The following is a 13,210-nucleotide window of genomic DNA, read 5'->3' as shown; positions in this document are numbered from 1 at the left end:
TTACATGACTATCGAGATCAAGGTACCGGACCTGCCGGAATCAGTGGCGGATGCCACCATCGCGACCTGGCACAAGAAACCGGGTGATCTGGTTGCCCGTGACGAAGTGCTGGTTGACATCGAAACCGATAAAGTCGTGCTGGAAGTGCCCGCGCCGGAAGCCGGCGTACTGGGCGACATCCTGCAGAGCGAAGGGGCCACCGTGCTCTCCCGCCAGCTGATCGCCATGCTCAAGCCGGCCCCCGTTGCTGGTGAAGCGACCAGCGAAAAGCCGGTGGAAGCCGTGGCCGATGACGCTGCCGATGGCCTGAGCCCTTCCGTGCGCCGCATGGTGGCCGAGCATGACATCGACGTCGCCAAGCTGACCGGCACTGGCAAGGGTGGTCGTGTCACCAAGGAAGACGTGGAAGCCTTCATCAAGAATCTGGGCAAGGCTCCGGTGGCTGCGCCGACTGCTGCCACTCCCGTGGCTGCCGCACCGGTCGCGCCGCTGGCCGGTCGCACCGAGAAGCGTGTGCCCATGACCCGTCTGCGCAAGCGCATCGCCGAGCGTCTGCTGGAGGCCAAGAACACCACCGCCATGCTGACTACTTTCAACGAGATCAACATGGCGCCCATCATGAAGCTGCGCAAGCAGTACGGCGAGATCTTCGAGAAGAAGCACGGCATCAAGCTCGGCTTCATGTCCTTCTATGTGAAGGCCGTGGTCGAATCCCTCAAGCGCTACCCGGAAGTGAACGCGGCGCTGGACGGTGACGACATCGTCTACCACAACTACTTCGACGTCAGCATCGCCGTCTCCACCCCCCGTGGTCTGGTGACCCCGGTGCTGCGTGACTGCGACAACATGAGCCTGGCGGACATCGAGAAGGCCATCAAAGACCTGGCCGGCAAGGGCCGTGACGGCAAGCTGACCGTGGATGAACTGACCGGCGGCAACTTCACCATCACCAACGGTGGCGTGTTCGGCTCCCTGATGTCCACCCCCATCATCAACCCGCCCCAGAGCGCCATTCTGGGCATGCACAAGATCCAGGACCGCCCCATGGCCGTCGACGGCAAGGTCGAGATCCTGCCGATGATGTACCTGGCGCTCTCCTACGATCACCGCATCATCGACGGCCGCGAGTCCGTGGGCTTCCTGGTCTCCATCAAGGAGCTCCTGGAAGACCCGACCCGTCTGCTGCTGGATGTCTGAGCAAGCGTGACTGAAAGATAACGAGGGGCCGCCCAGGCCCCCATTCACAGGGGATTGAGAAACACGAGCCCCGGACGGAAATACCTACAACACGGATAGAGCATCTATGAATCTGCATGAATATCAGGCAAAACAGCTGTTTGCCGAGTATGGCCTGCCGGTCTCCGAAGGTTATGCCTGTGCCACCCCGCAGGAAGCGGCCGAAGCGGCCGACAAGATTGGCGGCAACACCTGGGTCGTCAAATGCCAGGTCCACGCCGGTGGCCGCGGTAAAGCGGGCGGCGTCAAGCTGGCCAAGAGCAAGGACGAGATCCGCGCCTTTGCCCAGAACTGGCTCGGCAAGAACCTGGTGACCTATCAGACTGACGCCAATGGTCAGCCGGTTACCAAGATCCTGGTGGAGTCCTGCACCGACATTGCCAAGGAACTGTACCTGGGCGCCGTGGTCGACCGTGGCTCTCGCCGCGTGGTCTTCATGGCTTCCACCGAAGGTGGTGTGGAGATTGAGAAAGTCGCCCACGAAACCCCGGAACTCATTCACAAGGCGGCCATCGATCCCCTGGTAGGCCCGCAGCCTTATCAGGCCCGCGAGCTGGCCTTCAAGCTGGGTCTGGTCGGCGATCAGATCAAGCAGTTCACCAAGATCTTCATGGGCCTGGGCCAGATGTTCCTGGACTGCGATTTCGCCCTGCTGGAGATCAACCCCCTGGTCATCACCGACAAGGGCAACCTGCACTGCCTGGACGGCAAGATCAACATCGACGCCAACGCCCTGTACCGTCAGCCCAAGCTGCGCGAGATGCACGACCCGTCCCAGGATGACCCCCGCGAAGCGCACGCCGCCCAGTGGGAGCTGAACTATGTGGCGCTCGATGGCAACATCGGCTGCATGGTCAACGGCGCGGGCCTGGCCATGGGCACCATGGACATCGTCAACCTGCATGGCGGTTCCCCGGCCAACTTCCTGGACGTCGGCGGCGGCGCCACCAAGGAGCGCGTGACCGAGGCCTTCAAGATCATCCTCTCCGACAGCAAGGTACAAGCCGTGCTGGTCAACATCTTTGGCGGCATCGTGCGCTGCGACATGATCGCGGAAGGCATCATCGGCGCCGTCAAGGAAGTGGGGGTGAAAGTGCCCGTGGTGGTGCGTCTGGAAGGCAACAACGCCGAACTGGGTGCCCGTAAACTGGCCGACAGCGGCCTCAATATCATCGCCGCAACGAGTCTGACTGACGCAGCTCAACAAGTGGTAAAAGCAGCGGAGGCCAAATAATGAGCGTTCTGATCAACAAAGACACCAAGGTGATCTGCCAGGGCTTTACCGGCGGTCAGGGTACCTTCCACTCCGAACAGGCGATTGCCTACGGTACCCAGATGGTCGGCGGCGTCTCCCCCGGCAAGGGTGGCACCACTCACCTCGGCCTGCCGGTGTTCAACACCGTCCGTGACGCCGTGGAAGCCACCGGCGCCACCGCCTCCGTCATCTATGTGCCGGCGCCGTTCTGCAAGGACGCCATCCTGGAAGCCATCGATGCCGGTATCAAGCTCATCGTCACCATCACCGAAGGCATCCCGACCCTGGACATGCTGGACGTCAAGGTGAAGCTGCAGGAAACCGGCGTGCGCATGATCGGCCCCAACTGCCCGGGTGTCATCACCCCGGGTGAGTGCAAGATCGGCATCATGCCCGGCCACATCCACAAGCCGGGCAAGGTGGGCATCGTCTCCCGCTCCGGCACCCTGACCTATGAAGCGGTCAAGCAGACCACGGATGAGGGCTTCGGCCAGTCCACCTGCGTCGGTATCGGTGGCGACCCCATCCCGGGCTCCAACTTCATCGACATTCTGGAGATGTTCCAGAATGACCCGCAGACCGAAGCCATCGTGATGATCGGCGAGATCGGCGGCAACGCCGAAGAGGACGCGGCTGCCTACATCAAGGCCCACGTCACCAAGCCGGTGGTCTCCTACATCGCGGGCGTCACCGCCCCGGCTGGCAAGCGCATGGGTCATGCGGGCGCCATCATCGCCGGTGGCAAAGGCACCGCGGCCGAGAAATTTGCCGCCCTGGAAGATGCCGGCGTGAAAACCGTGCGCTCCCTGGCCGATATCGGCAAGGCCCTGCGTGAAGTAACCGGCTGGTAAGTTAGCCTGTTATCTCAGATAGCAAAATGCCGCCCTAGGGCGGCATTTTATATGGAGGTTAGTGATAGCGGGATCGCCAAGAAGTAGTTTTATTTACACGGCGTCAGAGTGTTCCTTGCTTTAGGGAAGGTGCGAATAAGCGGGGAAATTCTTCTCGGCTGACTCAGTCATTTCATTTTTTCAGTTTGAGCCGATCTTTTCTCCCGTAAATGCCTTGAATCAGCCTATTTAGACCGTTTCTTCGCCATTTAAGGCGCTATTCCCAGTTTTTAGTGAGATCTCTCCCACTGACGTATCATTTGGTCCGCCCGAAACAGGTTGGCCAGGGTGAATAACATCGCCAGTTGGTTATCGTTTTTCAGCAGCCCCTTGTATCTGGCTTTCACGAAGCCGAACTGCCGCTTGATGATGCGAAACGGGTGCTCCACCTTGGCCCGGATGCTGGCTTTCATGTATTCGATGTTGATGGCCGTTTTGTTCTTGCGTGGATGCTGTTTCAAGGTTTTTACCTTGCCGGGACGCTCGGCGATCAGCCAGTCCACATCCACCTCGGCCAGCTCCTCGCGCTGTGGCGCTCCTTGGTAGCCGGCATCGGCTGAGACAAATTGCTCCTTACCGTGCAGCAGGTTACCCAACTGGTTGAGGTCATGCTCGTTGGCCGCTGTGGTGACCAGACTGTGGGTCAGGCCACTCTTGGCATCAACACCAATGTGGGCCTTCATGCCAAAGTGCCACTGATTGCCTTTCTTGGTCTGATGCATCTGCGGATCGCGTTGCTGCTCTTTGTTCTTGGTCGAGCTGGGTGCCTCAATAATGGTGGCATCGACCAAGGTGCCTTGGGTCATCATGACGCCTGCTTCGGCCAGCCAGCGATTGATGGTCTTGAACAATTGGCGGGCCAGTTGATGCTGCTCCAGCAGGTGGCGGAAATTCATGATGGTGGTGCGGTCCGGCAAGGCGCTATCCAGGGATAACCGCGCAAACAGACGCATGGAGGCGATTTCGTACAGAGCATCTTCCATCGCGCCATCGCTCAGGTTGTACCAGTGCTGCAGACAGTGAATGCGCAGCATGGTTTCCAGCGGATAGGGCCGACGACCATTACCAGCCTTGGGATAAAACGGCTCGATGACTTCCACCATGTTTTGCCATGGCAGGATCTGCTCCATGCGGGACAAGAAAATCTCTTTTCTAGTCTGACGGCGCTTACTGCTGAATTCACTGTCGGCGAAGGTGAGCTGATGACTCATGATGAACCCTTTTTCATGGCTCCAGATGACAAACATGATCTCATATCAGGGACTTGTTCGCACCTTCCCAAGTTGGCTGATGCTGTTTCGCTGGTGAATCAATCTGCCGCCGTTTTGGGCAATAAGCCGGCCACGGTGGTTGCTAATGCCTCCTCCGTCCAGGTCAAAGGGTCATGCTGAACCCGGGTTAGCTCCCGCTTATTGACCCTTGCACAACGTTCCTCGCTATCAGGGCTGGCTATCACTTGCGTCATAAAAATGCGGACCCAATAGTCTGCATGTCGCAGGCAAAGGCGCCGGGCTTACGGCATTTCGCTTTGCTCGCAGTGCATGGCAGGCTTAGCCTTGATTGGGTAAATCGGTCTTGCTGTAAAAGACGATGTGAGTAACGTGGGGATCGTTGATCTGTTCCAGAATACCGACCTAGAGTTCATAGGCGAAACCGCCACCAACCTTGAAAAATCGGGCCATAGGGCGTATAACCACGCGCTTGTCAGTGTATTGAGTGAGTCAACTTTTATGCAGCAGAGTGAACCCGTGCAGAGCGCCCCCTTTTGGCAGATAAAAAGCCTGCAACAGATGACCACAGCCGAGTGGGAGTCCCTGTGCGACGGCTGCGGCAAGTGCTGCCTGAACAAGCTGATCGACGAGGACACCGAGGAGCTGGTGTTCACCAACGTGGCCTGCAACCTGCTCAATACCAAGACCTGCCAGTGCTCCGACTACGGCAACCGCTTTAAGAAAGAGCCGGACTGCCTGCAGATCACCCACGACAAGATTGCCGAGTTCAACTGGCTGCCCTCCACCTGCGCCTATCGCCTGCTGGCTGAGGGGCAGAGCCTGCCAGAGTGGCATCCCCTTATCACCGGCAGCCGCAGCGCCATGCATCAGGCTGGCCAGTCGGTGCGCGGCAAGGTGATCCATGAGGTACATGCCGGCGATTGGGCCGACCATATCATCACCTGGGCGAGCTAAGCCTTAAACCACCGTTTATTTCTTACTATAGGGGCAGGGGAGTGAGACTTCTCTGCCCCTGTTGTTTTTGGCATATAAGTGATCAGTTTTTTGCGATAAAGGCAGTTTGAAACTTCATGGTGAGATGAAAGCATCGTGAAGTCGTGAGAGGTCGCCCCTGACGCAGCCAGCACCCGTTAAACCGCATCCATGACACAAGGGCTGCAGAGCACACTCTGCAGCCCTTGTTGCTTTCTGGCGCTTGCTAGCGATGTAGAGTGGTTTCCCCTCACCCTGACCCTCTCCCAAGGGGAGAGGGAATAGATCGAGGTTGCTATGCAAAACTCGTGGTGGTCGAGCATGGCTCTGCTCTGCTTTTCTGAGTACCTGAGTACCTGAGTACCTGAGTACCTGAGTACCTGAGTACCTGAGTACCTGAGTACCTGAGTACCTGAGTACCTGAGTACCTGAGTACCTGAGTACCTGAGTACCTGAGTACCTGAGTACCTGAGTACCTGAGTGCCGGTGGGCACATCCGTGCATCAAGCGCAGGAGGGGAGTGGAGAGGGGCATCATAGAGAGGGGCGTTAGGAGGCTAACGTCTGGCCGAGCCTGCGGGTCAGAGCCCACGAGCCAGCGGGCCTGGGAGGTGGGAAGCGGCTTGCACACTGCCAAACAGCCATAAAAAAACCGGCGCCTGGGCGCCGGTTTTGTTTCACCGAGACGCTATTACAGAGAAGCGGTGAAGGTACGGGTGATGACGTCTTGCTGTTGCTCCTTGGTCAAGGAGTTGAAGCGAACGGCATAACCGGATACGCGGATGGTCAACTGCGGATATTTCTCCGGGTTTTCCATGGCGTCCAGCAGCATTTCACGGTTCATCACGTTGACGTTCAGGTGCTGACCACCTTCCAGGTTGGCTTCGTGGTGGAAGTAACCATCCATCAGGCCGGCCAGGTTGGCTTTCTGGGCTTCCATGTCTTTGCCCAGGGCATTCGGCACGATGGAGAAGGTATAGGAGATACCATCTTTGGCGTAGGCGAACGGCAGCTTGGCGACGGACGTCAGGGAAGCAACGGCACCCTTCTGATCACGACCGTGCATCGGGTTGGCACCCGGGCCGAACGGCGCACCGGCGCGACGACCATCCGGGGTGTTACCGGTCTTCTTGCCGTACACCACGTTGGAGGTGATGGTCAGCACGGACTGGGTAGCCACGGCACCACGGTAGGTGTTGAGCTTCTGAATCTTCTTCATGAAGCGCTCGACCAGGTCGCAGGCGATGTCATCGACGCGAGCGTCGTTGTTGCCGAACTGCGGGTACTCGCCTTCGATTTCGAAGTCGATGGAGACGCCATCGGCATCACGTACCGGCTTGACCTTGGCGTACTTGATGGCAGACAGGGAGTCAGCGGCTACGGACAGACCGGCGATACCGCAGGCCATGGTGCGATAGACGTCACGGTCGTGCAGCGCCATCAGGGAGGCTTCGTAGCTGTACTTGTCGTGCATGTAGTGGATGATGTTCAGGGCGGCGACATACTGCTTGGCCAGCCAGTCCATGAAGTGATCCAGTCTGTCCATCACGTCGTTGTAGTCGAGGTACTCGGAGGTGACCATTTCGGTCTTCGGACCGACCTGGATCTTGAGCTTCTCGTCCATACCACCGTTGATTGCATACAGCATGGTCTTGGCCAGGTTGGCACGGGCACCGAAGAACTGCATCTGTTTGCCGACGATCATCGGGGACACACAGCAAGCGATGGCGTAGTCATCGTTGTTGAAGTCCGGACGCATCAGGTCGTCGTTCTCGTACTGAACGGAAGAGGTCTCGATGGATACCTTGGCACAGTACTTCTTGAAACCGACCGGCAGCTTCTCGGACCACAGGATGGTCAGGTTCGGCTCAGGGGACGGGCCCATGGTGTACAGGGTATTCAGCATACGGAAGCTGTTCTTGGTGACCAGGGTACGGCCATCAACGCCCATACCGGCCAGGGTCTCGGTGGCCCACATCGGGTCGCCGGAGAACAGTGAATCGTATTCCGGGGTACGCAGGAAGCGAACCATACGCAGCTTCATGACCATGTGGTCCATCAGCTCCTGGGCTTCTTGCTCGGTGATCAGACCCTTTTGCAGGTCACGCTCGATGTAGATGTCCAGGAAGCTGGAGGTACGACCGAAGGACATGGCCGCGCCGTTCTGGGACTTGACCGCCGCCAGGTAGGCGAAGTAGGTCCACTGGACGGCTTCTTTGGCGGTCTTGGCCGGTACGGAAATGTCGCAGCCATATTTGGCAGCCATCACCTTCATCTGGGCCAGGGCACGGTGCTGCTCGGAGATCTCTTCGCGCAGACGGATGGTGGCTTCCAGGTTGACACCGTTTTCCAGATCGGCCTGCAGGGACTTGAACTGGGCCAGTTTGTCGGCCATCAGGAAGTCGATACCGTACAGGGCAACACGACGGTAGTCACCGATGATACGGCCACGGCCGTAGGCATCCGGCAGACCGGTGATGACGCCGGACTTGCGGCAGTTCAGGATGTCTTTGGTGTAGACGTCGAACACGCCCTGGTTGTGAGTCTTGCGGTACTCGGTGAAGATCTTCTCGACCATGGGGTCAAGCTGGCGACCGTACACTTCGCAAGAGGTCTTGACCATCTTGATACCGCCGTTGGCGATGATGGCGCGCTTGAGCGGCTTGTCAGTCTGCAGACCGACGATCTGCTCCAGGCTCTGGTCGATATAGCCGGCATCGTGAGCGGTAATGGTGGAGGGCAGGTCGGTATCAAAATCGACCGGCGCGTGAGTGCGGTTCTCGATCTTGATGCCTTCCATGACCTTGTCCCACAGCTTGGTGGTGGCTTCGGTCGCACCAGCCAGGAAGGACTCGTCACCTTCATACGGGGTGTAGTTCTTCTGGATGAAGTCACGGGTGTTGACAGAGGTCTGCCATTCACCGGCTGCGAAGCCTTCCCATGCTTTTTGGAACTGTTCGTTAAGTTCTGCCATTTTCATTACCTCTCAAGGTATTTATGTGTCTGCCGCCATCCTTAATGATGGCGACGGAAGATAAACCAGTAAGTCAGCCCAACCATGACGCCACCACCAATGATATTACCTATGGTGACAGGGATGAGGTTGTGCAGGACGAAGTTGGACACGGTCAGGTCGGCAAAGGTCGCCGGATCCTGGCCGATGGCCTGCCAGAATTCCGGGCTCGCGACGCTGTGGATGGCGATACCGACCGGGATCATAAACATGTTTGCGATGCTGTGCTCGAAACCGGAGGCCACGAACATGGCGACGGGGAGCAGCATCACCATCACCTTGTCGGTGGCGCTGCGGGCGCCGAAGGCCATCCACACGGCGAGACACACCATGAGGTTGCAGAGGATGCCGAGGGCCACGGCCTCGAAGAAGGTGTGGTGGATCTTGTGCTGGGCCACTTTCATGGCGTTCAGCCCCCACTGGCCATCCGCCGCCGTGTATTCCGCCGACATGATGATGAGCCCGACGATGATGAGTCCGCCGATGAGGTTGCCGAAGTAGACCAGTCCCCAGTTCTTGAGCAACTGGGCCCAGCTGATTCGATTGGCCGCCTTGGCCACCAGGGTCAGGGTGGTGGAGGTGAACAGCTCGGCACCGAGCAGCACACAGAGGATGAGGCCGAGGGAGAAGCAGAGACCACCGACCAGCTTGGCCATACCCCAGGACATGCCGCTTGAGCCGGTAGTGACGGTGATATAGAAGACGAAGGCGATGGCGATGAAGGCGCCTGCCGTGATGGCCAGAGGAATAGTCTTGTATGCGGGCTTGGTGGCCTTGGCATAGGTAATGTCTTCGGCCAGTGCGGCGATGGCTTCGGGCTTGAGACAATCAAAGGGTGATTCTGCTTTCAATTCTCATGTACCTGCATATTTTGCCTGTGGAAATCATAACAAAGGGGCAGATCCCCAAAATTGACTCCGATCAAGAATTACAGATTGTGAATGTAATTTTACTACAGGATTTTTCGTCGTCCGGAAGCTTCTCTTTACACCAGGTTTCAGGTGAAACAGAAGTGAAAAATTTATTAATATTCTGATTTTTAAGAACTTATAAACGGCATCTCTAAAAAAGTACCGGCAAGGCACCTTTGCGGAACCCCTGCACCATGGGCATCAAATTAACAACCCCCTAAGAGGTATTTTTTGTCTTTTATTTCATCTTTGAATAAAGGCCAGCCAAAGCGTAGACCATAAAACAGAAGGGGCCATAAGGCCCCTTCGTCACACTAGCATATCAGTTCCAGGTATGGATTCGTTTGGCTTTTTGCAATTTCTCGTAAGCGGCCAGCAGTTTCTGGTGCAGCGGGAACTGGGAGAGGGAGAGATCGGCGGCTTCCAACCCGTGGAAGCGCGCCTCGCCGCGGGCATTGGCCCAGGCCTGTGCCAGGGTCTCTTCCCCGAACATGCGGGCGAATACCGGGCGGTATTGCTCGGGGTCGCGATCCTCGTCCAGGAACAGCTCGACGCAGGCGCGCAGGGCGCGGTAGTAAGCGGCGCGATCGGCCGGGAACACCGACTGGTTGAACTCCATGGTCCAGTCGATGAGGTCGAGGGCGCTCTCCAGGTCGCCTGCGGCCAGCGCCAGCATGGCTTTGAGCTCACCGACGCGCAGGGTGTGCAGGGCAGTGCCCTTGGCGGCGGCGATGCCGAGCAGCTCGCGCACCCGGGTCCGCTCGTCGTGACCCTCTTCATCCAGCTGGTCGAACAGGGCCATGTACTGCTCTGCGTCCCACTCGAGCGCCGGCAGCGCCAGGATGGTTTCCCGCAGGTGGGCCCCCATGGTGTTGTTGGCCAGCAGCAGATCTTCCACCGGATAGATGTCGGACATGCCGGGCACCAGGATACGGCAGGCGTAGACACCCAGGTGCTCGTAGTCGGCGATGTAGACCGGCTGCTCCAGCTCGTGGAAGATGCCGATCAGGTGGTCGAACTCCTCTTGCGAGGTGCCACGGAAGTCCCAGTCGGCAAACTCGAAGTCGGACTCTTCCTTGAACAGATCCCAGCTGATGAGGCCGGAGGAGTCGATGAAGTGGGTCTCCAGGTTGTGGTGATCCGCCACCTGCTCGTTGTCAAACGACGGCGGCACGAAGACGTCCAGATCCTTGAGGCTGCGCCCTTGCAGCAGTTCGGTGACGGTGCGCTCGAAGGCGACCTCGAAGCGCGGGTGGGCGCCGAAGGAGGCAAAGCAGGTGCCGTTGCTCGGGTTGAGCAGCACCACGCAGATGACCGGATAACGGCCGCCGAGGGAGGCATCGAAGCTGTAGATGGGGAAGCCTTCGGCCTCCAGTGCATCGATGGACGCCTTGATGCCGGGGTAACGGGCGATGACCTCGCCCGGGATCTGGGGCAGGCTGATGGCCTCGGCGATGATCTTGTTCTTCACGTGGCGCTCGAACACTTCCGACAGCCCCTGGGTGCGGGCTTCGGTGCGGGTGTTGCCGGCGCTCATGCCGTTGGAGACATACAGGTTGCCGACGATGTTCATCGGGATGTAGACGGTCTGGTGGTCGGACTGACGCTCGAAGGGCAGGGCGACGATGCCGCGCTCCTCGTTGCCGGATTGCAGGTCCACCAGCATGTCGGCGGTCACTTCACCGTCCGGGTTGTAGAACTTGCGGGTGAAGGAGTCGAGCAGACCTGTGGGAAGCTGATCCCCCTCGATGGGGAACCACTTCTCGTTCGGGTAGTGGACGAAGTCGCCATTGGCGACCTGCTCGCCTAGGTAGAAGTCGGCGAAGAAGTAGTTGGTGGAGAGACGCTCGAAATACTCGCCAAGGGCGGAGGCGAGCGCCGCCTTCTTGCTGGCACCCTTGCCGTTGGTGAAGCAGAGGGCGCACTCCTTGTCCCGGATGTGCACGGACCAGACGTTGGGCACGGGGTTGAGCCAGGAGGCCTCTTCGATATCAAACCCCAGGGCTTGCAGCTTGGTCTGGAAGCGTTCGATGGAGTCTTCCAGCGCTGCGTCCTTGCCGGGAATAAAAGTGTGGTCGGTCATCACAATATCCTGATTTTATGGGCTCATGTTTGGACGCAGATAATAGCATGAGTGACGGGGAAAGCGGCCAGGGCAATGGTGTGGGCTTGCCCTGGTCTGCATTGGATGGGCGGGGTGTGGTAGTGGGGCCGGGCGGTGCGCTGCGGGGCGGTGATTTTTCATGGGAAAGAGGGTTGGGCCATCAGTTTTACTTAACACAATTAAGATAAAGTAAATTTTATTATGACCCTGTGCCCTTCATCATGGCGTCAACCGTTGGTGGGGGGAGGAAAAGAGGGGAACGCCCGTGCCCGTTCCGCCCCCCCGTCTTGATGAACCTTGACCAGGAGTGCTGAATGTTCCCGATGATCCCCCGTATCGACCCCGAGATAGCCAGGTTGGCGCCGGGCTTTTGTGCCCTCAGCATCGTGGTGGAAGCCGCCCCCGTGATTGACACTCTGGTGGGGGAGCGGGCCCTGGCCCGGGCATGTGCGGCCCTTGGCACCGACGAGGCCCCCTGGGCCCTTGAACATCTGGCCGCCTGGGATCAGGTATTCAAGGGGTTTGGCGCCAAGCCTGCCCGCACGCCCTGCTCGGCCCAGGCACTGCGCAAGCGGGTGCTGCGCGATGGCGTCTTGCCCGCCATCGATCCCGTGGTCGATCTCTACAACGCCATCAGCATCGAGTATGCCATTCCCGTGGGCGGGGAGGATCTGGCGGCCTATGTGGGAGCGCCGCGCCTGGTGATTGCCGATGGCAGCGAATGCTTTGACACCCTCAAAGAAGGGCTGCCAACCCAGGAGGCACCGGCTCCCGGAGAGGTGGTGTGGCGGGACGATCTCGGCGTCACCTGTCGCCGCTGGAACTGGCGCCAGGGGATCCGCACTCGCCTGAGCCTCTCTTCCCCCCGGATGTGGTTCATTCTGGAGTGTCTGCCGCCGATGCCGCGCACGGCCTTGTGGGAGGCCGGCGACAGGCTGATTGCCGGTCTTACGCAGATGATGCCTGGGGCCCGCATCGAGCAGACGCTGGTGGAGTGATTGAAGGAGCAGACGAAAAGATAAAAGGAGGCGCCTCATGCTCGCCCGGGCGGTCATGGGGAGGATCTTGCTCGCCATGCCACGTCTGTGCCGCCCGCCTTTACCCACCGCCTGCGAACACATCAGCAAGCAGAGGAACACGGCAACACGCCGGGCTGACATCGTCCCCTGGAGCTTGCCACGTCGGGGCCGGTGTACCCGCAATGCTGTTCACTTAAGCGGAGCCGCATTGCGATTTACCGGAAAACGGGTCTTTGATATCTTCACCGCCCTGGGTCTCGATGGCCTGGGGCGTTTTTCTATGAACATGACGCCTATGCAGCCCCGCAACTCCGCCAACCTCCGTGGCGTATGGGCTGGCGATAACGCGCCCGCCATCACTGCCATCTGGTTCGCGATGAACTGACAGGCAAACTTAAAGCTCACCTCATTGGGCGCTCGCTGATGGGCTATGGCGGCCTGGCTGGCCTCCCGCCTGACCAGATTGTATCCAAGCAGCAATCCCCACAGCTCCTGATAGACCAAGTCCACTTTCTTGCTTCTCAGCGTGATGGCGTTGTGCTGCATCGCGCTTTTGATATCCCGGTATCCCAGCTCGA

9 protein-coding genes and 1 pseudogene are annotated in these 13,210 nt (G+C 58.9%); 5 read left to right on the top strand and 5 right to left on the bottom strand.

What is annotated here, in order from left to right; genetic code table 11:
• The first annotated feature begins 4 nt into the window (after positions 1 to 4).
• From odhB to sucD, 3 genes are all read left to right on the top strand, one after another.
• Positions 5 to 1,198 (top strand): 2-oxoglutarate dehydrogenase complex dihydrolipoyllysine-residue succinyltransferase, encoded by a 1,194-nt coding sequence (gene odhB / locus MUW49_RS15850; RefSeq protein WP_041211356.1) that lies wholly within the window; start codon positions 5 to 7, stop codon positions 1,196 to 1,198.
• Between the two features lie 106 nt (positions 1,199 to 1,304).
• Positions 1,305 to 2,471, top strand: coding sequence for an ADP-forming succinate--CoA ligase subunit beta (sucC, locus tag MUW49_RS15845; protein ID WP_005300220.1), 1,167 nt, complete (start codon positions 1,305 to 1,307; stop codon positions 2,469 to 2,471).
• Positions 2,471 to 3,343, top strand: a complete 873-nt coding sequence (gene sucD, locus MUW49_RS15840) for a succinate--CoA ligase subunit alpha (protein WP_005300222.1) — start codon at positions 2,471 to 2,473, stop codon at positions 3,341 to 3,343. The genes sucC and sucD overlap by 1 nt, the downstream gene beginning before the upstream one ends.
• 269 nt (positions 3,344 to 3,612) lie before the next feature.
• Here sucD and MUW49_RS15835 read toward each other — a convergent pair whose 3' ends face one another.
• Positions 3,613 to 4,593, bottom strand: coding sequence for an IS5-like element IS5 family transposase (locus MUW49_RS15835; RefSeq protein WP_234915625.1), 981 nt, complete (start codon positions 4,591 to 4,593; stop codon positions 3,613 to 3,615).
• A gap of 519 nt (positions 4,594 to 5,112) precedes the next feature.
• Between MUW49_RS15835 and MUW49_RS15830 the strand changes: the two genes are divergently transcribed.
• Positions 5,113 to 5,568, top strand: coding sequence for a YcgN family cysteine cluster protein (locus MUW49_RS15830; RefSeq protein ID WP_103859296.1), 456 nt, complete (start codon positions 5,113 to 5,115; stop codon positions 5,566 to 5,568).
• Between the two features lie 708 nt (positions 5,569 to 6,276).
• On the opposite strand, the gene pflB is transcribed toward MUW49_RS15830, so the two are convergent.
• The 3 genes from pflB to ycaO all read right to left on the bottom strand — a co-directional run bounded on the left by pflB (position 6,277) and on the right by ycaO (position 11,592).
• Complete coding sequence (gene pflB / locus MUW49_RS15825; RefSeq protein WP_010674504.1) at positions 6,277 to 8,559, bottom strand: formate C-acetyltransferase; 2,283 nt, start codon at positions 8,557 to 8,559, stop codon at positions 6,277 to 6,279.
• 41 nt (positions 8,560 to 8,600) lie between these two features.
• The gene (gene focA, locus MUW49_RS15820) at positions 8,601 to 9,449 is read right to left on the bottom strand and encodes a formate transporter FocA (protein WP_200164719.1); all 849 of its coding nucleotides are present in this window, start codon (positions 9,447 to 9,449) and stop codon (positions 8,601 to 8,603) included.
• 382 nt (positions 9,450 to 9,831) lie between these two features.
• On the bottom strand, positions 9,832 to 11,592 hold the full coding sequence (ycaO, locus tag MUW49_RS15815; RefSeq protein WP_103260004.1) for a 30S ribosomal protein S12 methylthiotransferase accessory factor YcaO: 1,761 nt from the start codon (positions 11,590 to 11,592) through the stop codon (positions 9,832 to 9,834).
• Between the two features lie 335 nt (positions 11,593 to 11,927).
• Here ycaO and MUW49_RS15810 point away from each other — a divergent pair, with 335 nt between their 5' ends.
• Positions 11,928 to 12,611: a B3/4 domain-containing protein gene (locus MUW49_RS15810; protein WP_039039002.1), complete on the top strand. Its 684-nt coding sequence runs from the start codon at positions 11,928 to 11,930 to the stop codon at positions 12,609 to 12,611.
• A gap of 210 nt (positions 12,612 to 12,821) precedes the next feature.
• On the opposite strand, the pseudogene MUW49_RS15805 reads toward MUW49_RS15810, so the two are convergent.
• Positions 12,822 to 13,210: pseudogene (locus tag MUW49_RS15805) on the bottom strand (IS4 family transposase); the annotation flags it as partial.

It is taken from the genome of Aeromonas sp. LsrichE-8G (assembly GCF_022869435.1).
GTDB classification, from domain to species: domain Bacteria; phylum Pseudomonadota; class Gammaproteobacteria; order Enterobacterales; family Aeromonadaceae; genus Aeromonas; species Aeromonas caviae.
The sequence above is the reverse complement of the archived record's forward strand: the minus strand, read 5'-3'. Positions and strand labels throughout refer to the sequence as shown.